Annotated in this window: 18 protein-coding genes and 1 pseudogene; 4 read left to right on the forward strand and 15 right to left on the reverse strand. The window is 41.8% G+C overall.

Translation table 11 applies throughout. The features are described from left to right. Positions 1-110: 110 nt before the first annotated feature. The 15 genes and pseudogenes from N3A72_00380 to N3A72_00450 form a co-directional block, all read right to left on the reverse strand. Positions 111-767, reverse strand: a complete 657-nt coding sequence (locus N3A72_00380) for a site-2 protease family protein (GenBank protein ID MCX7918068.1) — start codon at positions 765-767, stop codon at positions 111-113. Between the two features lie 201 nt (positions 768-968). Beyond that, positions 969-2,282 (reverse strand): sugar ABC transporter substrate-binding protein, encoded by a 1,314-nt coding sequence (locus N3A72_00385; GenBank protein MCX7918069.1) that lies wholly within the window; start codon positions 2,280-2,282, stop codon positions 969-971. Positions 2,283-2,338: 56 nt separating this feature from the next. Further along, positions 2,339-3,424, reverse strand: a complete 1,086-nt coding sequence (locus tag N3A72_00390) for a CehA/McbA family metallohydrolase (GenBank protein ID MCX7918070.1) — start codon at positions 3,422-3,424, stop codon at positions 2,339-2,341. Positions 3,425-4,059: 635 nt separating this feature from the next. Next, positions 4,060-4,149 (reverse strand): annotated as a pseudogene (locus tag N3A72_00395) (prepilin-type N-terminal cleavage/methylation domain-containing protein). Positions 4,150-4,238: 89 nt separating this feature from the next. Beyond that, positions 4,239-6,077: a Na+:solute symporter gene (locus tag N3A72_00400; GenBank protein ID MCX7918071.1), complete on the reverse strand. Its 1,839-nt coding sequence runs from the start codon at positions 6,075-6,077 to the stop codon at positions 4,239-4,241. Between the two features lie 54 nt (positions 6,078-6,131). Next, a complete protein-coding gene (locus N3A72_00405; GenBank protein ID MCX7918072.1) occupies positions 6,132-9,152 on the reverse strand; it encodes an endonuclease/exonuclease/phosphatase family protein in 3,021 nt (1,006 codons plus the stop codon). 14 nt (positions 9,153-9,166) lie between these two features. After that, on the reverse strand, positions 9,167-10,282 hold the full coding sequence (locus tag N3A72_00410; protein ID MCX7918073.1) for a hypothetical protein: 1,116 nt from the start codon (positions 10,280-10,282) through the stop codon (positions 9,167-9,169). A 17-nt stretch (positions 10,283-10,299) separates the two neighbouring features. After that, entirely contained in the window at positions 10,300-11,616 is a 1,317-nt protein-coding gene (locus N3A72_00415; protein ID MCX7918074.1) for a hypothetical protein, read from the reverse strand. 58 nt (positions 11,617-11,674) lie between these two features. Further along, complete coding sequence (locus N3A72_00420; protein MCX7918075.1) at positions 11,675-12,877, reverse strand: glycogen debranching protein; 1,203 nt, start codon at positions 12,875-12,877, stop codon at positions 11,675-11,677. Between the two features lie 79 nt (positions 12,878-12,956). Then, on the reverse strand, positions 12,957-14,165 hold the full coding sequence (locus tag N3A72_00425; protein ID MCX7918076.1) for an alkaline phosphatase family protein: 1,209 nt from the start codon (positions 14,163-14,165) through the stop codon (positions 12,957-12,959). A 159-nt stretch (positions 14,166-14,324) separates the two neighbouring features. Further along, a complete protein-coding gene (locus N3A72_00430) occupies positions 14,325-15,761 on the reverse strand; it encodes an Ig-like domain-containing protein (GenBank protein MCX7918077.1) in 1,437 nt (478 codons plus the stop codon). Positions 15,762-15,859: 98 nt separating this feature from the next. Beyond that, complete coding sequence (locus N3A72_00435; protein MCX7918078.1) at positions 15,860-17,251, reverse strand: hypothetical protein; 1,392 nt, start codon at positions 17,249-17,251, stop codon at positions 15,860-15,862. Positions 17,252-17,528: 277 nt separating this feature from the next. Then, positions 17,529-19,766, reverse strand: a complete 2,238-nt coding sequence (locus N3A72_00440; protein MCX7918079.1) for an extracellular solute-binding protein — start codon at positions 19,764-19,766, stop codon at positions 17,529-17,531. A gap of 19 nt (positions 19,767-19,785) precedes the next feature. Then, a complete protein-coding gene (locus N3A72_00445) occupies positions 19,786-20,157 on the reverse strand; it encodes a hypothetical protein (protein MCX7918080.1) in 372 nt (123 codons plus the stop codon). Positions 20,158-20,223: 66 nt separating this feature from the next. After that, on the reverse strand, positions 20,224-20,631 hold the full coding sequence (locus N3A72_00450; GenBank protein ID MCX7918081.1) for a bifunctional nuclease family protein: 408 nt from the start codon (positions 20,629-20,631) through the stop codon (positions 20,224-20,226). A 653-nt stretch (positions 20,632-21,284) separates the two neighbouring features. On the opposite strand from N3A72_00450, the gene N3A72_00455 reads away from it, so the two are divergent. From N3A72_00455 to mreD, 4 genes are all read left to right on the forward strand, one after another. Then, entirely contained in the window at positions 21,285-21,602 is a 318-nt protein-coding gene (locus N3A72_00455; GenBank protein MCX7918082.1) for a hypothetical protein, read from the forward strand. Positions 21,603-21,668: 66 nt separating this feature from the next. Then, positions 21,669-22,712 (forward strand): rod shape-determining protein, encoded by a 1,044-nt coding sequence (locus N3A72_00460; GenBank protein ID MCX7918083.1) that lies wholly within the window; start codon positions 21,669-21,671, stop codon positions 22,710-22,712. Between the two features lie 118 nt (positions 22,713-22,830). Beyond that, positions 22,831-23,673 (forward strand): rod shape-determining protein MreC, encoded by an 843-nt coding sequence (mreC, locus tag N3A72_00465; protein ID MCX7918084.1) that lies wholly within the window; start codon positions 22,831-22,833, stop codon positions 23,671-23,673. Positions 23,674-23,737: 64 nt separating this feature from the next. Beyond that, on the forward strand, positions 23,738-24,247 hold the full coding sequence (gene mreD, locus N3A72_00470; GenBank protein ID MCX7918085.1) for a rod shape-determining protein MreD: 510 nt from the start codon (positions 23,738-23,740) through the stop codon (positions 24,245-24,247). Positions 24,248-24,266 lie beyond the last annotated feature (19 nt).

Genomic DNA, 24,266 nt, shown 5'->3' on the forward strand with positions numbered 1-24,266 from the left:
CCCTTAAATCACGTAAAACGTAACGTACAGTGTTGATTGAGATTTATCAACCTGTAATATCGTATATAATCTACGTTACGGCGATTCTAACTTTAGTATTATCCTTAAGTTCAAAATAGTACTGGAAAAATTAACATCACAATATGTAAAACCACTTTAAAAACGATATCGAATACCCCTAAATATAATAAAGCGAATACTATAATTATACCAAACGGTTCTAATCTCGCATATTTTTGCGATAATGGTGTTGGTAATAGCCCCATAACGATACGAGAACCATCTAATGGCGGAATCGGAATAAAATTAAATGTGGCTAATAGAACATTGATAAAAAATAGATACGCAAAGATTCTAGCGAGTACATCAACTACTTGATTTTCGCCAATCATCATCGGTAATCGACTTAAGATTACTAGCACAACGATACCGATACAAGCTAATAAAATATTCGCCGCTAATCCACCGAGACTAACCCAAATCATATCCCGTTTGGGATGCCGTAAATTAAATGGATTTACCGGAACAGGTTTCGCCCAGCCGAACACCGCTTTTCCGCCGGTAGTTATCGCCATAATAACCGGGAGGATAATTGTTCCAAATATATCAATATGCGGTATCGGATTAAGGGTTATTCGCCCGAGCATTTTTGCGGTCGGATCTCCGTATTTATACGCAACAATCCCATGGCCGCATTCATGCAGAATAACCGAAAAGAATAGTATCGGTAAGGTTAAAATCAATTCTTTAATCAGATTAATATCCATAATACGTCGTCTATGGTAATTAAAAAAAGAGATTACAAAGGTTGTTTAATCCCTGTAATCCTGTCCTAAATAAGTTTATAATGTTCAAATAATATTAAAAACCAAAACGCTAGGTTTTAGCAAGATAAATGCTAAAAGTGAAAAAGAGATAAGGCACAAACGATAAAACAGTTTGGTATTTAGAACTTTGGTACTTGGTATTTATTCCGTAATCGGTTTGGCAAGAATTTTGTCTATTTTCGGCTTTAATTCATCAGCGAATTGTTTTGCGGTTTTCCGACCAAGCCAGAGTTCGTCGGTTGCTGGAATCAATACTTCATAGATTTCATGCATTTGCGGTGGCAACCGCAACGGACGCGCATAATCTGCTGCCGCATCAAGCAGAACGTGAATATGTTCCGGCGGTAACGTCGGGTCAATAAACACGGTTGATTCTGCAATACTTTTAATCGCAGGGATACCACTAGCAATTTTGGTACTGCCGAAAAAGGATTGTCCTGCCGGACCACCGAGATATTTGAGATATTCCCATGCTTCGTTCGGATGTTTACTTCCGGTAGGAATAACCATACCGACAGTGAATAGAACCGTAGCCCGGGTTTTTGGTCCCTTCGGAACCGGAGCGACATCCCAGTTAAATTTCGCCTGCTGCCGCAATAAACCGATCATCCAACTGCCGTTAACATACATTCCGAGTTTACCCGCTGCCATTAAATCCAGTGTCCCCTGTCCGGGTTGCTGCGACGCAACTAACGACGGAGCAACTTTATGTTTGGTTCGCATATCCGCAACGAACTGCAACGCTTCAACCGCTTCCGGTTTGTTGATAATACAGGTCTTCAAATCTTCACTAACAATTTCACCGCCATTCGCCCAAATCCAATAGATGAACGAATCTAACCATGGTTCCGGTGAAAAACCATATTGGTCAATTTTTCCATCGCCGTTGATATCTTTGGTTAATTTTTTCGCTGCCCAAAGAAACTTATTCCAATCCCAACTTTCATCCGGATAGGGCACTCCTGCTTTATCAAACATATCTTTATTATAATATAATCCGAATACAGTAAAATCGCGGGAAACCGCATAAATCTTCCCTTGAAATTTTAACATTTCGACTACCCGCGGATAGTATCCAGAAAAATCAAAATCTTTTGATTTTGCTAAATAGGGTTCTAACGGTTGTATTGCTTTTTTCGTGGCGAAAATCGGTATCTCATCATACGCAAGATAAGCTGCATCGGGCGGAGTTCCTCCGGCAATCATCGTTTGGAGTTTCGCATAGTATTGCGTTGCTGGAATATCAATGAATTTAACTTTGATATTCGGATACCGTCGTTCAAACTCTTGAACAAACGGGCGGCGGAATATCTGCGTCGAACTATTATCCCAGGTGGTTATGGTTAGAATAGTAGGGGATTGTCCTGTATTAGTTACATCTTTTTTGGAACAACCGAATATATATATTATTATAATGATACAACCAACCAATAAAATCCGATAATTTTTTTTCATAAAAATCCCTTGCGCCAATTTCAGATAAGATAATTTTGCTGTTCTATTGTATCATATTATTTAGGTAGATAGCGCCATTTGCTGGACTCAACTGTGTTCGGTTGAATTTTGACCCAGATTGGACTCGACCATGCTCGATTCCAATCCGATTGAATAGTTTTAACAAAATAATAATGTTCTTTAATTTCCGTTGGAGTCGATAACGAAAATTGCCAGATATAGCTGCTGGTATTAATATTAACTGTAGTTACCACTGACCCATTATGATACAGTAATATTTGCTGGAATCTATCGTTCGTATCGTGGTCATAAACTGAAATATAAAAGTTGAGCGAACTCGGATTCGTTAAAGTTGTTCCCATCCATGCATCATTGAGTTTGAATGTTAACTCGAGATTCCGGTCATGGGTTGAATACGTTCGATGGTTCCGATGCGCATCCAAAATATCCGATTTGGTTAATGAAGTGGCAATAGCAATCGTCCAGCACGCGAGCCCGAAATCGGATGTAGCATCACCCCAGGTGCCATCGTGGGTATCTTGGGAACCATCCGTTCCGATATGCCAACCGTTATTTAACGCAATGATATACCGCGCTTCTTCGTTATAAGCGGGGTTAGAATATGGTGGAGTTCCATCCCAACGGACTTCCATCGCGTTCAATCCGACATCTGCGGTCGAAGAATAGCTAAGATTATTAAACACTGCGGTTGATGGATAAGTCGGATGATTAAATGTTGCACTCGCACCACTCGCTTCGAGTTCTTTATAGAAATCATTGATTGTCGTAGTAGTAAATATAGAATTTGCTTCAAAGATGCAACTATGTCCATTATTAGATGTCCATTCCTGACCGGCGATAGCTACAAATACTCCATCCTGATTGAACATAGCAGCTTGCGTTCGGATATCATCGAATTCAGATTGAGTTAACTGGGTATGATGGTCAGTTATCGCCAGGAAATCGAGTTTTGCGGAATCCCGCGCATACGTAAACGCACTCGCTGGTGTCCCAATTCCATCCGAATAGGACGTATGCGCATGCAAACTACCAACATAAAAATGATAGGTCGTACCAAAAGTAATTGAAGGTATAACTATAAAAAATAATACAGTGAGCTGATAATACCGAAACATTACCATATTCCGATATTTAAAGAGATACCGGCGGATATGGGATTTATTACACCCGCCGGTCTATTGTATAACCAGCATTATTCAACGATTCCACTCACAAACGGCCGAGCACCATCGGTTGACCGCGGACAACGGAGCACATCGCCATTACTCATCGTTCCATTAGTTGGGTCATAGGTGAGCGCGGAAGTCTGTCGGTCACCACGAATATAAATATCTCTTCGGTCACGGTCAGGTCCGCTACCCCAAATACGCCATTCACCAAAAACTAACCGATGCCAATCCGGATTGGGTGGTGGTTGATACCAGTAGTATGCGTTGGCAGAACTATAGCAATATCGTTTTGACCCAGGATGAAATCCGGTATACTGCGGGATGACATAAAATGGGTCTTCCGGTTCTTTGGTAATATAAGCAATCGGTGTCGTTATCGAAAGTTTCTGTGACATAAATTGTTCGTTGGTTCCTCCAGAGCCAACAAATGGGTCTACATGCCAAACATCCTGGTATCCACCTTCATAGGCAATCAGCATCATTAACGGATAATCATTATGGTCAACATAATATGCTTCAATTGCAGTCGCTAATGTTCGCATTTCTCCTTTACTTCGCGAAACTTTCGACCGGGTCTGTGCTGCTAAAAAGTTCGGAATCGCTATAGCTGCTAAAATCGCAATAATCGCGACAACGATTAATAATTCAATTAGGGTAAATCCTTTGTTATGTCTCATATATTGTTCACCTCCCTTTAATTATCGTTATCGGTTGTCGGTTATCAGTTGTCAGTCGTAAAGCTGAAAACTGAAAACAAACAACTAAATTAGCTATCCCATTTTTCTTCCGAAAGTCGAGTGTATAAGAAATAACCGCCAGCAATAGTAATAAGCACTAAGATCGTACCGAGTAGTTTCGCTCCAAGAATCAATTCTCCGATACCGAACAATGCGCTATATATAGAAATAACGCCTACAAGATAATTCAGAAGATTCTTTTTCGTGCCGGTACTTGGCAACGGAATTTCGCTCCCAATTTTTTCTCGGATTCGTCTCCAGCCTGGTCCGCCAGGATATACGCGTTTATAGAACTCAATCAATTTTTGTTCATCAACCGGTTTAGTTAAAAAGGTCACGGTTAACCAGACCACAACGCACACCGGAACTAAAATTAAGAGATTTTCTGGAAATACCAGTTTATTCAGATATTGCACGGTATTCGCAAGCCATGCCGGCATCGAGGATAACGCGGATTCGGTCATATATCGTGTGGTAAACCAGTCCATCTTGAATATTCGGAGGAAAAATGCGGTGAAAAATGAAGTTGCTAACGCGGAAATTTCACTCCACGCATTAATCCGCCACCAATACCAGCGAAGAATATACACTAATCCGACTCCTGCAACAATTTGGGTTAATAATTCCCATGCACCAACAATCGATTGCATTAAAAACGTCATTCCAGCACCGCAGAGTGCGATAATCAACGTGGCAACAATGGAAGCAAGAACATAATGTTTTTCTGTCGCTTGTTTCTTAATAAACCGACGGTAGAAATCATTGATTAAATACGATGCGCCCCAGTTCATTTGGGTATCTACGGTTGACATATACGCCGCGAGGAACCCAGCTAACCCAAGTCCTAAAACCCCTACCGGAAGCACTCTCATCATAACTTTAATATATCCTTGTTCCGGGTCGGGTAGATTGGGAAACATTACTGCAGCAACTAATCCAACCACGATCCAAGGCCACGGACGTAAACAGAAATGAGCGATGTTATACCAGAGATACCCGAGCATAGCATGCTTTTCGTTTTTAGCGGAAATCATACGTTGCGCTGCATATCCACCGCCATCAGTATTCCCGCTAGTCCACCATTGGAAACCAACATAAATGAGAAACCAACTGATTGGCATCATTGCTCCTTCAAGACTTGATGGAATCATCGCAATCATCGCTTGTTCTTTCCCTGCGCCATAGAATTCGGTTATTTTTTGCAGAATGGTCGGCATTCCTCCCATCGCAATTACCCCGAGTACCGCCGTGATGATCGCGATAGACATCGCGAGAATAAACTGAAAGAAATCGGTTATCATAACCCCACGGATACCCGCTAATGCGGTGTAAATAAACGTTAGGAAAAAACAAAAGGTTACCGCCCAGAATTTGGTGCGCGGTGTATCTGGCAGACCGAGGGTAACCGTGATAATTTTCGCCATTGCGAGGTTTACCCAACCCATAATGATGCAGTTATAGGGTATCCCGAAATACAGCGCACGGAACCCACGTAGTACCGCTGCGGGTTTTCCGCTATATCGGAGTTCAGCGAGTTCGGTATCGGTCAAGATATTTGCACGGCGCCATAAGCGCGAAAAGAAAAAAACTGCAAACATTCCCATTAACGCACCGTTCCACCAATACCAATTCCCTGCGATTCCCCGCCGAACGACAAGTGCACTAACCGCTAACGGTGTATCTGCCGCAAACGTTGTCGCCACAATTGATGTACCGAGAATCCACCATGGTGCACCTTGCCCAGAAGCAAAATACTCTTTAACAGAAGTGGTTGACTTTCGTGAATGCCATAACCCTAATCCAATAGCAAACACCATATATCCGATAATAAAAATCCAATCTATTGTATGTAAATATCCGACAACCATTTTCTCCTCCCCTAGGATGCAAGGATTAAGTATCAAGTATGAAATACGAAATTATTATTGCTCTTTTCTTTTATTTCGTATTACAGAGATATCCTGTTCTGCGGTATTTGTATTTTGCATATCATCAATACTCGTCCGAAATTCAGATAATTCTACTGGGATATAGTCATCTTCTAAAAAATAGACGTCATCAAACCACGCAGTCGCATTGGATAACGTAGAAAGTAAGTATATATTAAAATGGGTATAGGTCGCACCTGCAGGAATATTCTGTTTTCCAATTGTTCCTGTTAAGTCTATCCATGGTGATAGACTGGAATTATTGCTTATGGTTATATACGTAGATGTAATTCCTAGGAGATTATCACTTGCATTATACCAATATAGCTGAATTCCCGCTTGTGCATTACCGTTAATGGATGTAGGCGCACAATATGTTCTTAGCTTTGCACCATACCGATAATTTTTAGCAGTATCAATAGTAATCGGAATAATAACTGGACTCCCCGGACTACCGACTTCAGCGAACGCTTGATAATTCCGCCGAAACTGATTGCTTCCCGGTGGATTCATAATCCAATAACTCGTTGTCGGTGAAACATAATAGGTATAAACCTGCCGAGCGTTAGTAGTGCTCGTGCTCCGTCGCCAATAAGCGCCATACTCTACATACGCGCCGCCGGCATCATCTCGTCCTTCAAAATTGTTATTGATAATCAGGTTTTCCGGTATATCTTGTTGGTTCTCAACCGAAATATCATCAAAAATCACGAATGACCCCGGATTAGCACTCTCGATAGATAGAACCACCCGCAGCGCCGCTCCCGTTGACGGTACAGTATACGTTCCCGATAATTCTGACCAAACCACAGAATTCCCACTCGTCTGTAAGGTTAAACTTCCAAGCGCATTATCCGAATAATATGCTGAACTGTTCGCTGTGTAGCATTTAAATTCGAGATTAACTTTTCCGGTGGTAACATTTGCCCATTTAAGCCATCCGGAACAATTATAGGTTTGCCCCGGAGTAACCGCAATAAAGTTACTAAACCATTTATTGATTTGCGTATTCGACGTACTTCTGCAATAAACGGCATAACTTCCGGAATGCGAATCAGTCGTAACTTTACATAATCCGGCATCTGATGCAAACCAAAATCGAGCGCTATCTCCACTAACGAATTCAAACCCGGAATTATATATCCGATTCGGACTCGGAATATCCGGTTTTACATATCCACCACCAATGATTAATGCAGTGACCGGTCTATGGTCAGAGGCAACGGTAGCGTCACCGTAACTAACCACATGTGCTTCTTTTACGGTTGTATATTGTGGAACCACAATATGGTCAATTCGCACCGTCGGGTTTGGATTGCTGACAGTGTTAATAAACCCAAACCCGCTTACTCCAATCGTATCGACATATTGTGTTTGCATCCGACGAAATGGATCGCTATTACTTCGTGCATTCAAATCGCCTAGCAGAATTTTCGGTTCAGGAACTTGACTCATCCATACTAAACAGGAGTCTGCGCTCAATTGCCGTTCGGACTCATCATCATGTGCCCAATGGGTAACAAAAACATTAACGATGGTTCCGTTAACATTAACCGCTGCCCATAAACAACCACGCTGTTCACTTCCCAACGTTGGTTTAATAGTATAGTTCGAATACGATATTATCGGATACCGACTCAATATCGCATTACCTATTCTGATACTAAAACCATAATCAACATTTGCTCCAAAAGCACTATACCAGGTACCACCTAGTCGAGATTGTAATCGTGCACGAATTAATTCTACCTGATTATCAAACGGAGAATAATATAGATTCCAAATTTCGTTTAACCCGACGATATCAGGATTTTCATCAGCAATCACATCGGCTACTCGATTAACATTATAAACTGAATCCGTTCCTTCGCAATGATGAATGTTGTATGATAACGCCCGAACCGTAAACGAACTCTCCGTTTGATTCGTTTCCTGAAAATAGACATCATCAAACCAGCCGGTAGCGTTAACTGATACGGTATCGGTATTAAACAATCGCACTCGTGCAGCGACCGCACCCGCTGGCGGTGAAACGACCCCACTATCTAAATTCATCCATTGGCTAGTATTATTTCCATTCGTTGCAATTGCAGTTATACTAATCGTATCATCGCTATAATCCATCCATTCAACACGCACTCCGATGTTTCCAATAGTCACTCTACTCCATTGCAGCCAGCCGCCGAACCGATAGTTTTTCGTTGAATCGATAGCGATATATCCATGATTACTCCCTTCAGCGATATACCATTCTCGAATAAAATTCGCTCCACTAACTTGTGTGATATATACGCTGGTAGTTGCTGAACGATATAAGCCACTCGTTAACCCAGCATAAGTTACGCTGGTATTCCTTCTCCAGAAGGCAGGATAGGTTCCATCAATTCCTTTAAAATCGCCGTTGATAATCAGGTTATCCGGCGGAGTTCCTGGCGTCGGATTTTCTACCAATACATCGTCAAACAACACCCACGCACCAGCGTTTGCATTTTCAGTCGCGAGATATACATCCATACACCGTCCACTGGATGGCACGGTATAATTCCCAGAAAATTTAACCCACCCGCCAGTAGAATTCCCCGTTGTGCTTAAGGTGAATTCGCCCACTTGGGTTCCAGGAACTCCGTTCGCATCGTAGCAGCGGAACCGAGCGCGAATCGTTCCTGCAGAAACGTTATCCCATTTCATCCATACCTGACAGGTATATGTTGCGCCGGGAGTCACCGCAAATTTCTCCGAAGTCCAACTATTGATTTGACTAACATCCGCACTGGTCACATAAACCGCCGCATTCCCTGAATGACCGATACCTGCTCCACTCGTTGCATAGCAATAGCTCGTATTCGAGCGCGTCCAATGTCGGGCGAGAACATTCCCGCTTCCCCATAAATATTCAAATCCGCTATTCAACACACGATTTGATGCCGGAACCCAGGAAGCACCGAGCAATGCAAAGAGCCAAATCAGTTGTATAACTTTACCATTTACTTTGAATATGCGGTCTTTATACATCATATAAACATATAATCCTAGAACGCTATTTTCGCTTCTGCATTTTTTGAACCATAGGAGACGGTTACCGCTTCTCCATTCGTTCCTTCCAGAATTCCGTTACCTGGAATCGGGTTTCCTGCAACAACTTGAATCACGTTCGTATTCTGAAACACTGAACTATTCTTCCAGGTTTCAGGTAAACTGAACTGTTCTTCATCGCCGGTTGCCGTGGTAACTTTAACCGTAACCTGCTGATGCGTGCTTGCATCGGAATTAGCGTTTCGGTCTTCTACGGTTATATAGCATCCTTTAATTCCAATAGTTTCTACGGTCTCTTGATTTACGTCGGTGAACCGAACCGGAATCGGTTTCCGAACAAGCAATCGTAACGTTACAGGACCGAGCGGAAACTGATACGGTTTTTCAAACACACGTTCATCTTGCCGGTCGCGTATATTAATCACATTTTCATGAATTGCTATCTGATAACATTGTAAACTTCCAACACGGTCAGCTGACGGTGCACCAATTCCCATCCGCAACCGATATCCGGAAACATTCGCGCCCGTCGCTTCAACCTGCACGGTTAACTCATACGGCGGACTAAACTGGGCTACCTGTCCGCCTTTTCCCTGAATCGCTCCGGGAGTATACACTAACCGAGTATATGAATTCTCCGGAAAAACATTTAAGAATCGATTCTTCTCACCAACTAACCGATAAAACATTTGGTTCCCTGCAGCAACTGTCCAATTATCTGGAAATAATGATTGATATTTCTGCCAGTTCTCTGTGAACGGAGTAGCGCCACGGAGAATTATTTCACCCCAGTTTAAATCGCAGCGGTCTGTGGTCAACATAATCGAGCCAACCCGGTCATTCGGGGCAACCCCAGACCCGATTTTTTCTCCATTAATATATCCGACCAATGTCATCGCTGAAAAACTTGAACAAACCGAGAAAAACATTGCAACCAAAATAAACAAAAAAATGTTGGCATACCTAATTGAGTTGATTTTTTGTCGACAGCGTTGCATTAACACCACTCCTTTCATTGCTAATGTTTCGGTTACCTGGTTTTTTAAGTTGGTTTTACGAGCGGAGGAGAACAAGAGCGGCTTAAACCCGCTCTTGCTTCTCTCCGCTGCCAAACTCAAAAAAATAACCTCTATCGTTTCGATTTCTTGGTTCTCTTTTTCTCCTGTTCCTTTTGTTCGGTTTCTTCAGGTGGCAGGAGCAAGTTTATCGCTTTTTCAGCATATCGGTCAGCTTCCGCGAGTTTTTGATAACCGAACAGCCGTCGTTCCGGAGTAGGATTCCATCCGCGCGTATCTCCGTTTTCTGAAATCAACAGAGCATCCCAAGCGGATTTCTCCGCCGCAGATACATCCTGCATAATTTCAGGTGTTATTCCAAGTCGTTTGGATAACCGTTTAAGAATTGATAAAATATAGAGTTTCTCCCGGAGTCGGTCAGCAAGATAGTTCAATCGCGCTGCACCGGGGTCTTCCGTCCAGATACGCAGTGCGGAGTCGCGTTCGGTTCCGGCACCGTTTTTCATAAAGAGTTTATTATACGGTTTAACCTTTTTCAGATAGTTATCAACCGTGCTGAATTTAACCTCGAATTTCTTTTTCAGTAAATCATAGATCGAACTGAACCGTTGCGCAGCACTCGCAAATCCCGCTGCAGGATAGCCATACGGGTTGGTATATCCCATATATTCAAAATCGCCACAGTAGACCCACACGAACGCTTTATCATCCGTTTGTCTTTCAATTTCACGGAACCCAGCTTCAACATCCGCTAATGTTCGTTTATCAGAAAGATAAGAAAAAATCACGCCCATGCGCGAGAACTCTCGTTGTGCGGATAAGCCGATGATCGTTCCATCGACGCCAATAACTTCTACCGGATGAGTTCGTTCCATCCAACTTACCGATGGTAATTGGATAGCATCAACTTCCGGATATATTTCCATAGTAAAATTTCCATAGGTTCCGAGAATCCCGAAATTTAACTTCTTTGCTTTTCCCCATTGGTATAACCGTTCTTCAAACAGGAACCAATTTAAATCAAACTCTTTTAATATCGGAACTAATGACGGGTCCCAAACAAATTCCGGTGGGAAAAATCCTTTGGTTTTGACCCCAAAACATTCCTCAACTAACTCCTGATGTTTTTGAATATGCTTGCGTATCCCTTCATAACTAATTAATTGCGGGATAGCGTTCGGATATAACGTTCCACTAATTTCATATCGCCCTTCTTGCAATCCACGACGGAGCCGTTCTATCATTTTCGGAAAGTTATCACGCAGATATTCAATGGTGGGACCGGTAATATTGAAATTAACGGGAATATCTTTATGCTTTTTCTCATAAATATCCAACGTAGCGGAATATCCTTTCACAACTAACGGTTCATTCCCCGGTGGTAACCGGTCCATCTGAATATTTCCATGATACAACGTGCCGATATACATACGAAGATAACTCCTTTTTATATTAAGATTGCTTTAGTTAGTATTTTGGTTAATTCATTTAACCGCTTTTCACATGGTGAAAAGCATAAAGATACATTCCCGCAGACCATGCTTGCCAGCGCGCCCCCATCGGTTCGCCAGTAATCCCATGCGCCCATTCGGTGAACTCCCATTCACTTCGAATCCCTTTTTTATTTAATTCCGCAAGTTTTGCTAATTGCGTTGCTGCTTGCTCTTTCCTACCCGCTTTAACTAACGCTGCTATATAGAACCCACCGATAAATGGCCAGATGCCACCATTATGATATTGGTTCGGTAAATTCAAATTATTATTCCGATAATATTCCCGCCAATCTTGAGATCCGGGAACGACCGATGGATATACCGCTTTAACCGGATATGGTAAATTGACTCCAACCTGACTAAAATAATCCAGAATTTGAACCGCTTGCTCCTTATCGGCGATATTAAATAAAATCGCTAAACAGTTTCCTAAGGTATCGCAGCGGTCCGCATATTCCCGAAACGAAATATATGGTAAATAATATGGACGCCGAAATAATTCAGTTGCTAATTTCTCGTAAACATAAAACCGTTGGCAGGAAAGTTTTTTTACTTCTTCAAAACGGTCAACACTGCGGTCAATCCAGAATAATAAATTCAATTTATATTTAACCTCATCTGCTAGTTTCCGATAATTTTTATTCGGTTTCTTTTTAAGTACTTTCATTAATTCAGCTGCTACCATTAACGACCGATAATAAAGAACATTGACATAGAGTACATTCCCGCGATTGGCAAATAAATCTGCCCAATCGGAAGCTTCACCGGATTCCAGCAATCCGCAACAGTTTACGTCCTGATACTGCAACCAGAGTAGCGCTTGTTCAAGAACCGGAAATATTTTGCTTATCAACGTTCGGTCTTGATATATTTCATAATACCGATTTAATCCGATAATAAACCAGAGGGTGCTATCAATAGTACCCGCATCACCAAAGTTTTCTTGATTCGAGGCGATATCTACAAGATTCGGGATTTGCCCTAATTCCGAACGATGGTTCGCTAATGTTTCCAAGGTTAACCGGAACGGTTTCTGGAATTTCGCTGGTTCCGCTGCCGTTGCCCCGAGAAACGTGATCATACTATCCCGCGCCCAGATATGCGGATACCTCTCAACCGCTGCTTTTAGCCCGATTGGCGTTAGGTTTCGCTCGAGCACTTCAATTGCTTTTTGTTCCGCTAGTTCAATCAAACCCATGAAAACTGAAGTATCCGAATGGTAGCGAATAACCTGAATAGAAATGCTGTTCTATTAGCACGATTTGCTACCATTCGTGTTATTCGCGATACTTAATAAATGCATCTTTAATTACTTTTCCATCAACCGTTTTCGCTGGTTGAACGCCAAAGAAATATTCAATCGTCGGCACAATATCAACGTTTTCTGCATGGTCAATTGTTACCCCCTTTTTTATCCCTGGCCCACGGAGAATCAATATCGTATGCTGTTCAGGCGGACGACCATGTAATCCACCTTTACTTCCCGCATCAGAAATACAATATCCTGGTTTCGGAACTACCGCATAATCGCCAGAACGCGGTCCGGTATGATATTCTTTTCGAAGTTTTTCGGTATCCCAAAGTTCGACTCCTTCAATATTTTTCAGGGTAGTTTCAAATAAAGTTAACCGTTCAGGAGTTAACGGTTTCCGCAGATAAATTAACCGTGACCCCGCAGCTAGCACAATAAGTTCAGTATCATCTTTCATTTCACGTTGATTCGTTGCAACTTTAAATCCCGCTCGTCGTAATGCTTCTGCTGGTTCGAGTGTCGCCTGTTTCTTTTCGAATTCTGACATCCCATGGTCTGAACTGATAACAATCAGGGTTTTATCATAGCGTTTTTCTTTTTTTAAAAATTGGATGAGTTTGCCTAGTTCAGTATCAACTTCCAGAACGGCATTCCGCATTTCCGGACTGAACGGTCCATAGGTATGACCAACACTATCGGTTTTCCCATAAATCGCAGCAATAAACTGAATCTGATAATTCTTGATTAAATCGATAATCGCTTCCGTGGTTCCTTTACTATTATCATAGCCTACTGAACGGTAGAGATCGACACCACGGTTCTCTAACATGAAATGATTGACTGCCCCGGTGCTAATTCCGGATTTTTTTAAGGTTTCGCTAATCGTTTCCGCTTGATTATCCCGTGGTCCGCCAATAATCCTATCGAGTTCTTTCACATAATGGGAATTATGACCTATCCCGGTTGTTCTTGGATATGAACCGGTAACCAACGAAGTCATATTGGTGGTTGTTGTCCACGGAAAAACACCAACTACATTTTTAACTCGCACTCCTTCGGCGATAAGCTTTTTAATATTCGGCGGGGAATACAGTTCAACATAATCCGGACGAAAACCATCACTGGTAATCAGAATTGCATAAAGCGTATTACTTCCAAACGAGAATGAATACGTCAGTGCTATGAATATTATTGAAAATATAAAACCTATCAGAGCAGATTTCGTCATTTTCATATTTTTTATATCCCTATGAACTGTTGAACGATTAAAAAAGGAGCTGACGTATTCTGTTTTGTTCAGCTCGAACCCGTCAGCTCCCGGCTATGCATCACTCAGATTCCGCTCACTGGAATTTGCTTAACCCCAATAAAATAAACAGTATCTGGCGACACATTATTCATACAACTCACCAAACGGTATCATCCGCTGAAACATAACTGATGGCGGTTCATTCGACAACGGCGCTTTAGTTGCGATAACTACTACGGTTGCTGTCCCAGTGAATCCATCGTTATCTGTAGCAGTTATTATCGTTGTCCCCAGTGATAATGCAGTAAATAACCCGGAATTTGCATCTATTGACCCAACGGTCGTATCGCTACTTGTCCAGGTATATGGTTGACTTCCACCAGTAGCGCCGAAAATCTGCGTTTTCCCAAGACTAATATTAGCGGATGCTGGCGTTACCTCAATTACCGGCGGTAAATCTTTAAATACGACATCGTCATAATACGATATCGCTTCTCCATCGGGCGGTTGAATTGCAGTTGACGCATTCCAGAGAATAAACCGCGCATATTTCGCGCCAGCAGGCGGTGTTGCGGTCGCAATTAAATACGTCCAGGTTACATTGGTGGTGGTAACGATTATCGACGTGTTTGGCGGCGTTATCAGGTCAGCGGATTGACCTGTAGTCGATACCGCATCATTATTGAGTGTGGAGTCCTGTCCATTGAACCAATGAATTCCTATCCCTGCAGCGCCAGCGGTTATATTACTCCACATCATCCATCCGCCATATACATATTTCTTGTTTTCTTCAACTGCTACTAAACTTCGAGTAGCACCTTGGGCGTTGTACCACATCCTATATCCTGCAGCGGTACTCTGGCGAATCCAGGTACAAGCAGTTCCGGAATGGAATGTATCTTTTGTCCACGAAGCACGGGGTTCACTTGTATTCCTTCGCCAATAGGTGGGATATCCTGAGACTTCATAGGCTTCAAACCCAGCGTTATATAATAGATTCGGGTCATTCTCGGTTTGCATTTTCACTTCATCAAAAATCACCCATGTTTCAGTATTCGCTCCAACCGTTCCAAGAAATATATGCGCACAAGCACCATTTGACGGTATCGTAACCGAACCAGTCAATTTAACCCAATTACCACCGGATGAACCTGTGGTAGCAATCGCTATATAGGTTCCGACAACATTTGTTGGTAACGCATCGTCATGAACAATAACATTCATCTGGATTCCATTTGCGGTCGTACATCCGTCCCATTTCGCCCATACACTGCAAGTATACGTTGCGCCGGGTTTAACCGCAACCCGTAACGCTGAACTCCATCCGGTATAGGTTAGCGTCGGTGATGCTTGAACGAATAATGCGCCGTTTCCGATACAAGCATCGGTCGTGGTACGATTGTATTGATTATCTGCAGGAAATCGGTTCCAACGATACGCAAGAACTAAACCTGTTCCCCACCAGGTATCCTGGTCAAATCCAGGGTTTAAAATGCGATTTGCACTTAGTCCAGCAGCATAAACTTGAGCTGATGATATCACTAACCCTATGATAACTAAAATAAATAACAATTTTTTCATGTAGATTTATCCCTCCTTTCACTACTTATATATTAATAAATTCTTTTTTTAGGTAGGAATTATCCGGCTGGAATTCCTAACTATCAGTATAGTTTAGGTCAAAACGATACTTCAAACAACTCATTGCGTGCTCGATATCCAGCGGAACCCTCAGGTGCTATCGGCGCATCCGTCGTTAGGATCTGGACTGTTGCAGAACCGGTGAATCCGTTCGCATCCGTTGCGGTAATGGTTACTGTGCCAACTCCCTGAGCGAGAAATACTCCAGTGGTACTATCAATATATCCTATCGTAGTATCACTACTTTGCCAGGTAAACGGAGCTGCGCCACCGCAGATGACCGATGCAGAAGCAGTAGCTCCGCTATACGCAACATATGCGGTTATCTGACCAAACCCATCTATCCTATTATTATTGATGCCAATCGGATTTCCGCTTGCGAGAAAAGTAGTGCTCTGCCCAGGATTCATTTTTATAAATGCCGGAACAACGGATAAACTCGTTGACACAGAAATTGGTGTATCACTGATAAACACGTTGTTATTACAATTGAATAACGTTCCAACAGTGGTTTGTGCGTCAAACAGTTCCGTTACTAGAATTGTTTCAGTATCACCGCTGGTTGTCCAGAGCGTAACTTGCGTCGTATCTCGTATAGCGGAATTGAACGAAAACGGATTAAGCGCTTCGACTTTGATATACGCCCCGCTTGATGGAATCGTAGTTAAACTATCTTTATTCGCATCGCAGAATTCTATTGGAATCGGGTTGCGAACAACTAATCGGAACGTTAACGTTGCACCACTGGTAAATCCGCTATATGAAATTGCGTGTAACGGTATATTCTGCCCATCACGGATACTTATCATATTCGGTACGCCTTTAACCCATTCACCAGTAGCAACGCTAATCCGAGTAGAATTATAAAATTGATATGCATAGAGTCCAGTTCCTGAAACTTGAATTGGTTGGCCGAAATCGTTGGTTCCACCCTGTCCACCGAATCCGATTCGTAGAATTGAAAATCCAGCTTCCGGTGTTGATTCATATTGCAGCTGGATATTTTTAGCCGTTGCAGAAAAATCTATCGGCGTTTGCCAAGTGGTATCGCTAGCGGATGCTCCATAAAGAATACGACCAAACCCATCGTAGGCCATAGCTCGCAACACATTGTCTGTTCCGGTCACGACATTGTATACACTGCCACTGCCGCCGCCGACCCGCCAATCTGCAGGAAACCCTGCGGGATGCGTCTGCCAATCTTCAGAATACGAATGATACGGTTCACTCAAATTATCCCAATCGCAATTTGCATTGTTCGTGGTAATCATCAGACTACCCCATTTATTATTATACGCAACTCCCATAAGCAATTTTTCTCCGTTAACATATCCAATGACCGTTTTGGCTGCGTATCCTGATGAAATCAATATCACCAACAGTAAACTATACCAAAAAAATAATACTCGTCTACTCGTTCCTAACCCCATAGTTTTCCCTCCTTTCATCCCGAGTTGATGTTGGTGGACTACGTTAAACTTATTCGGTATCCTGATACAATTAACAGTATTTACCTAGCCGATTGTTATTTGTCTATAAATTGTATCATTCGGCGTACTCAATAGCAAGATATTTCGGTAGGAATTTATACAATATTCGTTTGTTTTATACAAATATAGTTCGAATTTCAGAATATTTTGACCTTATTGCGGTATTAGTTTAAGCATTCGATGCGGCTTAATTACCCAGTTTACTTTTGATTTACGGTTATAGCGATGCGATCATACCTTGGAGATTAAGGCGATACCGGCTAGGAGTAACTCCGGTAAGTTTCTTAAATACCATGGTAAAATAGCTTTCATCATTAAACCCAACTTTTTCCGCTATTTGTTCAATATTATATTCGGGGTTACCGAGTAGCCGTTTAGCATGTTCGATTCTGGTATGGGTCAAATATTCGGTAAAGGTTTGCCCGGTAACTTCTTTAAACAAAACACTGAAATGGCTCGGCGATACATGCACGATATTCGCTACCGTATCCCGCTGTAAAGGTTCATGTAAATGCAATGTGATATATTCAATCGCTCGGGTTATCGGCGGAGTATGCATATGCCGGTGTATCGTTTTATGCAATTCTTCTGCAATCGTATTGAGCGCATCCTTCGGAGATTTTTCTCGCCGTAAACATAAATGAACTTCACGTTTAATTAGCTGAGTAACTACCGGATAATGCGGTATCTGTTGACGCGCTCGACCGGTTGGTAATAATTCCAGCATCTGGCTATAATATGGCCGATGCAATAATACATCCGAGTTCGTATATGCTGATTTTCGCGCAGGACATGTCCATCCTTTAATAGCGAAATCAACTACCGCATCCGGTGATAAAAATTCAGTAATAAACCGCCAGATTTTTTCCGGCTCCTGAACCTGTTTGGGAATGATATATCCATGTTCACCAATAATCGGTATACTGTATTTTCCCCGCGGACCTACGGGTAAAGGCACAAATCCGACTTTGTTTTGCACCTGCGAACTAGTCCAATTCGCTTGTGATAATATTCTTGGCCAGCTGCGTAAATAAATTAAATGCCGATTTAAAAATAATCGTTCGGTTTGTGATTCCGCTAAATAGGGGGTATCAGGCGGTGCTAATTTATATTTATAAATTAAATCCGTCATAAAGGTTAACGCTTCTATCGCTGCTTCACTATTGATAATCACTTTCCCAGAAACATCGAATACATCACCACCATTACACCAGAGAAATTCAAGAAAATTGCAGGATAAATTTTCAAACTGTGACCCTTGAAATCCAAACCCATATAGGGTAGGGTCGGCTTCGTTCTCGAGGATGAGCTGTGCGGTGGCGACCAATTCTTTCCAGGTTTTCGGTGGCTGACAATGATATTTCTCCAATAAATCTTTCCGATACACTAATATTCCGACATTAACATATTGGGGAATAGCATAAATCACACCTTTATACATACACTGCTGTAAAGCAACATCTAGATAAAGTTCGCGAACACTGGGAGTGAAAAACCGGTCTAACGGATGAATCAACCCCTGCTCCGCAAATTGCGGTAACCGATATAAATCAATCGGCAATAAGCTACACGGGGTCTCGCCTTTTTCGAATTTCTCGATGAGCAGATTATAATCATAAACACTTTCAATTTTTCTATCTAAAATTTGAACTGGCATTTCCGGATGTTGCGCATTATACTCAGCGATACGCCGGGTAACCATCCGCTCTTCTTCCGCATCAAAATACAGCATCTCCGGAATAACCACGATGCTCTTTTCGGGTTGGTGAACCGTTTCTCGAACGAACATCACTGGTTTCTCCGTTACGCTCGGTCTATCAGCAATGACAATCCCAGTAGTTGAAATCGTATAACTTTTCCCTACCAATTCATGGGATACCCCACGATGTTTCAAAACCATAATTTTTCTTAATATCTGGTCGTTTTGCGTATGATACCGAAGGAGAATAACTCCATCCGCTAAATCTACTAACGGATGATTTATTCCTTCACTATTTTCGGTTGCGGTTAGTAGGGTTACCCCCGCATAATTACGACATAAATTGATAAGTTCGGCTAAACTACGCAATGAGACCAAGCAGGGGTATGCCGATAAAAGATGCATATCATCTAGCACAAGCCGCTCCGGACGGATTGAACGAATGAGTTGGATGAGGTGTCCTCGTAAAAGTTTAGCGCTTTGTTTCCGTATCGGAATCGTTTCAAATTTAGTATAGGTCTTATCATTTTTTTTATGAATTAAAAAAAATAATTCTTCTGGCTGGCTCGTTTCACGAAATGAAATAAATATATTTTTAGTTCGAACTTTTTTATTCGGACTGATAAATTGTAACCCCAGCCGGGTTTTCCCCGTTCCACTCTGTCCTAAAACCAGATAGATACCCGAACGAATCAGTCCTCCACCAAGCAAGCTATCGAGCTGCACGTTGCCGGAAGAAAGATATACTGTTTTCATATAAGGTTCGTAGGGAATATTAAGATGTAGCAGAAGGTTTATTTGAATTTTCTGCTGATGTAGTTTGAAGTTGTATGGATGTACTTTGTGGTTTTGTGGGTTCTGTGTGTTCTGATTCCGGTTGGGCTTGTTCTGGCGAAGATGGCGGCGTTTGGATTTTCGTTTTCAATCGCGCTGCTTTATTTGCAGCGATTCTCTCCTGGACAAGTTTCATTTTCTTCTGCCAATCCATGCGATAATATGGACAGGGGCGTGTATCGCTACTCAAATCCCGTTCAGGATAGGTGCAATAGATTAATGGGGTTCCACCTGAAGAATCTTCCTGAACTTCTTTGAGATAATAATAGCAATCAGCTAAAGCACAATGGACTCGCCATTTTTCAGTTTTCATAATCCCTGATGAACTAACGTCTTGTAGGTTTATGTTCTTTCGTTATTTAGTGCTTTCGTTTTTAAGTTAATCTTCTGAGGCAACTTGGTCAAGCACTTCTTCATTAACATAAATCGGCGCTGAACTACGCAACGCTAATGCAATGGCATCACTCGGTCGCGAATCGATCATTAACTCCGTTCCTTGTTGGGTATGAATAAACAATTTTGCATAAAAGGTTTCAGCTTTCAAATCATCAATCACAATCCGTTCAAGTCGACCGCCAAGTTGAGTTAGCATATTTGCTAGTAAATCATGCGAGTAAGGACGCAACGTAGGGATATTTTTTACTTTAATATAGATCGATTGCGCTTCAAACAACCCGATGACAATAGGCAAAATCCGGTTCCCGTTTTTTTCTTTCAAAAGTATCACTTGCGGTTGATGCCAATGGGATTCATCAATCCGAATTTCATAGAGTTCCATCTCTACCATAGGCTATCAGTTTAATCAAATCAATTTTTTAGATTATATATTTTAATTTCTCCGAACTCGAGCATAAACGAACGAAATCAAACCTACTATATACCGATAACTCATCGCTCTCTTTTAGTCTCAGTTCGCTCTAATTAAGTATAATGCGAATCCAGTCGAATTTCAAGTGGACGGAGATTTAAATCGAGGGAAAAGCTATCACCGAGTGTTTAGGCTATTGGGTACGAGCTGTTTTTATCTCAACCTACTTCCAAATCAGCGAATTCTGATGTATGGCGAAGAAAGACAATCAGGTGAATTGGAGATCGCGTTGTCTCTGTTCCCGGAATTAAAAAGAACAGCAGAAACTCTTTCATATTTCTAAATATATTTAGTGTTTATCCGTTCATTCATTTTATCAAAAATATAGGCGATTAAAATTATTAAAATTCATTTGCAAATCCACGCAAGGTTTGATAGGATAAAAGAGTAAAATGAAAATTAAATTTAGTCGGTTTTCATGCTAATAATTGAGTAAAATTTAGCGTTGTATATATCGAAAGCGAAATTATATACCCCAATCATTCTCAAGGGAGTTCTGTTTCTGTCTTTTCGTTTTTGGTACATAATTCCTAATTACTATTAAATTTAGAATTTGTTCTATACGCTATCGTATGGATACGGCTATACTTCAGGTAAGCTACTTATCTGTAGCCATTGTTGTTCTCTTAGGATTATTGTTCATTTTGATTTTATTTTGGTCAAAGGCGAAAAGGAGCGGATTCCAAAGCCGGCAATTAGATGAAACCAGTCGTCTGCTAACCTATGAACAGATGCTTCGTCAGGGAAAACTTACGAAAGAAGAATATGATAGAATCCACCAAACGTTATTGAAAAAACATGGGTTCTCACCAGGAACAACAAAAGACATAAATACGGAAGAACCAAAAACGACAAATTCGAATACCGGATTCCAAAATCCGAAACAATAACCACAAACACAAAGTAAGACTGTTTCGCATTTCGATATTTGAGATTCGGATTTGTTTTTTAGAATTATGTTAAATTTTATTTACGGGCTATTTTCAAATGATATTGGCATAGATTTAGGTACTGCGAATACGTTGGTTTATGTTCGTGGACAAGGGATTGTTTTAAGTGAACCATCGGTGGTAGCGATTCAGCGTGGAAATAATCTACCGCTTGCGGTCGGCGCAGAAGCGAAACGGATGCTTGGTCGAACCCCAGGTGATATTGTCGCAATACGTCCGTTAAAAGACGGGGTGATTGCTGATTTCGAGTTAACCAATGTAATGTTACGGCATTTCATTACCAAAGTGCATAATCGGAAAAAGTTCGTTCGACCACGGATTGTTATCGGTGTTCCTTCCGGAATAACGGAAGTAGAAAAACGGGCGGTTCGCGATTCAGCGATTCAAGCTGGTGCACGAGAAGTGTATCTGATTGAAGAACCGATGGCAGCAGCGATTGGCGCTGGCTTACCAGTTCAGGAGCCCGCCGGAAATATGATTATTGATATTGGCGGTGGAACAACCGAAGTTGCGGTCATCAGTCTGGGAGGGATTGTAGTCAGTCGGTCGGTTCGGGTTGCTGGGGATGAAATGGATGACGCGATTGTGCAGCATATTAAACGGAAATATAATCTGATGATTGGAGAACGAACCGCAGAATTGATTAAAATCAAAATTGGGTCTGCGGTTCCCCAAGAGGAAGAACATTCTATCCAAATCAAAGGCCGAGATTTGGTAACCGGATTGCCGAAAGTCGTTGATGTAACTTCACAGGAAGTTCGCGAAGCATTACTCGAACCAATAACTGCAATTGTTGAAGCGGTAAAAACTACGCTTGAACGAACGCCTCCGGAATTATCCGGCGATTTAATGGAACGGGGATTGGTTATGGCTGGTGGCGGGTCTCTTTTACGCGGGCTTGACCAATTATTAAGCAAAGAAACTGGTTTGCCGGTATCGTTAGCACCGGACCCGATGACCGCCGTTGCGATTGGAACTGGCAAGACACTTGAAGAACTAAAATATCTCCAGTATGTCCGTTATATGACGGATAAGAAACGACTACGATAGAGAACCGGTGAACCAATGAATCGCAAAACAGGAGACAAATCTCCGTTACCGATTCTCCCGTTTACCCATTGAGCATATTCGTCTGTTCATATTGACTGTTTCAATGTCTTAAACAATAATGCTTGTATTTCTACGTCGGCATCTATCTACGATTATTCTTCTACTGCTCATTCTCCTCATTCTCCTGATTATTTTCTGGCAACCGAAATGGAAACAGTTACCGTTTTTCGATCGCGCATATCGCACAGTTCAACCGATGTTGACGCCGATACATAAAGCTGTAAGTAAAACGTTGCAATATTTCCAACAAGAGTTGCGCTATCTAGCACGATTGAAACAACTTGACCGCGAGCTTAACTATATAAAAAAAGAGAACGCAATTTTACGTCAGCAGATTCGATGGTATATGAGCGAACGACAAGAGTTGAATCGACTTCGGAAATTATTAGCCTTGAAAGAAACTCTCCCTTATCAAACGGTAGCCGCAGAAGTTATCGCTACTTCACCAAGCAATTACTATTTCACGATTACCATTGATAAAGGTAGCCAACATGGATTGAAACGGAATATGGTAGTACTCGCCGCAGACGGTGTTCTCGGTCGGATATTACAAGTTGCTTCTAATGCAAGTAAAGTTCTGCTCATTTCCGACCAGCGGTCAGCGGTAGGGGCAATGATAGAACGAACTCGAGCGCGTGGGATCATTGACGGGATTGGTAAAGGACAGTGTAAACTGACGTTAGAACAGACCGATATTGATGTTAAACTCGGGGATACCGTCGTTACTTCCGGATTAGGTGGCGTTTTCCCGAAAGATTTAGTGTTAGGAACGATAACGCAAATTGACCGACATCCACGCTCGGGCTGGATAACCGCTATTTTCGTTACACCAACAGCGAATGTCTTTCGAACTGAAGAAGTATTGGTTATCGTGTATCCGACATTTGGAGAACTGGAATAATCCCGAGACGGAAGATGACCGTTGGCAAAAGTCAGAAAAATCTTTTTATTATTTTTTAAAATTAATGTTTTATCTATATCTAATAGGTATCATATTAATAAGTTTCGTTATTCAGAGTTCGTCAGGGTTAGAGTCGCTGCGGATTATTGGATTAAAACCGAACTGGTTACTCCCGACTCTGATTTTTACCGGATACCGGCTCGGGAAAATGCGAGGTTTGTTCTTCGGATTAATTCTCGGAGCGGCAATTGAAATCTCGTGTAGTGACCATCTTGGAATCATTACCCTAACCTATGGCATTCTGGGATGGCTCGCAGGGTTTGCGTCGAAACATGTTCAATCTGAATCTTGGATAAGTTTGCTTATCGGAACATTGATCGCATCCCTTATCGAAGGTGTTCTGCTTAATTTTGCAAATCAGCATCGTTCGTTTTGGTTAAACTTTTGGTTAATTACATTGCCCGGAAGTTGCTATAATCTCGTTCCTGCAAGTATCTTATATTTATTATTTCGGAAATTGCCAGAGTCTGCGGTTCAATTGAAGTTTGAAAAATATCAACCTATTGAAGAATAATCTATTTGAAAGGATATAT

Source organism: bacterium (genome assembly GCA_026416715.1).
Lineage (GTDB): Bacteria > UBP4 > UBA4092 > JAOAEQ01 > JAOAEQ01 > JAOAEQ01.

Coding starts and splice junctions, on each gene's coding strand:
- N3A72_00380 (MCX7918068.1), bottom strand. CDS start 767: ATGGATATTAATCTGATTAAAGAATTGATTTTAACCTTACCGATACTA.
- N3A72_00430 (MCX7918077.1), bottom strand. CDS start 15,761: ATGAAAAAATTGTTATTTATTTTAGTTATCATAGGGTTAGTGATATCA.
- N3A72_00390 (MCX7918070.1), bottom strand. CDS start 3,424: ATGGTAATGTTTCGGTATTATCAGCTCACTGTATTATTTTTTATAGTT.
- N3A72_00425 (MCX7918076.1), bottom strand. CDS start 14,165: ATGAAAATGACGAAATCTGCTCTGATAGGTTTTATATTTTCAATAATA.
- N3A72_00450 (MCX7918081.1), bottom strand. CDS start 20,631: ATGGTAGAGATGGAACTCTATGAAATTCGGATTGATGAATCCCATTGG.
- N3A72_00440 (MCX7918079.1), bottom strand. CDS start 19,766: ATGAAAACAGTATATCTTTCTTCCGGCAACGTGCAGCTCGATAGCTTG.
- N3A72_00460 (MCX7918083.1), top strand. CDS start 21,669: ATGTTAAATTTTATTTACGGGCTATTTTCAAATGATATTGGCATAGAT.
- mreC (MCX7918084.1), top strand. CDS start 22,831: ATGCTTGTATTTCTACGTCGGCATCTATCTACGATTATTCTTCTACTG.
- N3A72_00385 (MCX7918069.1), bottom strand. CDS start 2,282: ATGAAAAAAAATTATCGGATTTTATTGGTTGGTTGTATCATTATAATA.
- N3A72_00435 (MCX7918078.1), bottom strand. CDS start 17,251: ATGGGGTTAGGAACGAGTAGACGAGTATTATTTTTTTGGTATAGTTTA.
- N3A72_00420 (MCX7918075.1), bottom strand. CDS start 12,877: ATGGGTTTGATTGAACTAGCGGAACAAAAAGCAATTGAAGTGCTCGAG.
- N3A72_00455 (MCX7918082.1), top strand. CDS start 21,285: ATGGATACGGCTATACTTCAGGTAAGCTACTTATCTGTAGCCATTGTT.
- N3A72_00415 (MCX7918074.1), bottom strand. CDS start 11,616: ATGTATATCGGCACGTTGTATCATGGAAATATTCAGATGGACCGGTTA.
- mreD (MCX7918085.1), top strand. CDS start 23,738: ATGTTTTATCTATATCTAATAGGTATCATATTAATAAGTTTCGTTATT.
- N3A72_00445 (MCX7918080.1), bottom strand. CDS start 20,157: ATGAAAACTGAAAAATGGCGAGTCCATTGTGCTTTAGCTGATTGCTAT.
- N3A72_00405 (MCX7918072.1), bottom strand. CDS start 9,152: ATGATGTATAAAGACCGCATATTCAAAGTAAATGGTAAAGTTATACAA.
- N3A72_00400 (MCX7918071.1), bottom strand. CDS start 6,077: ATGGTTGTCGGATATTTACATACAATAGATTGGATTTTTATTATCGGA.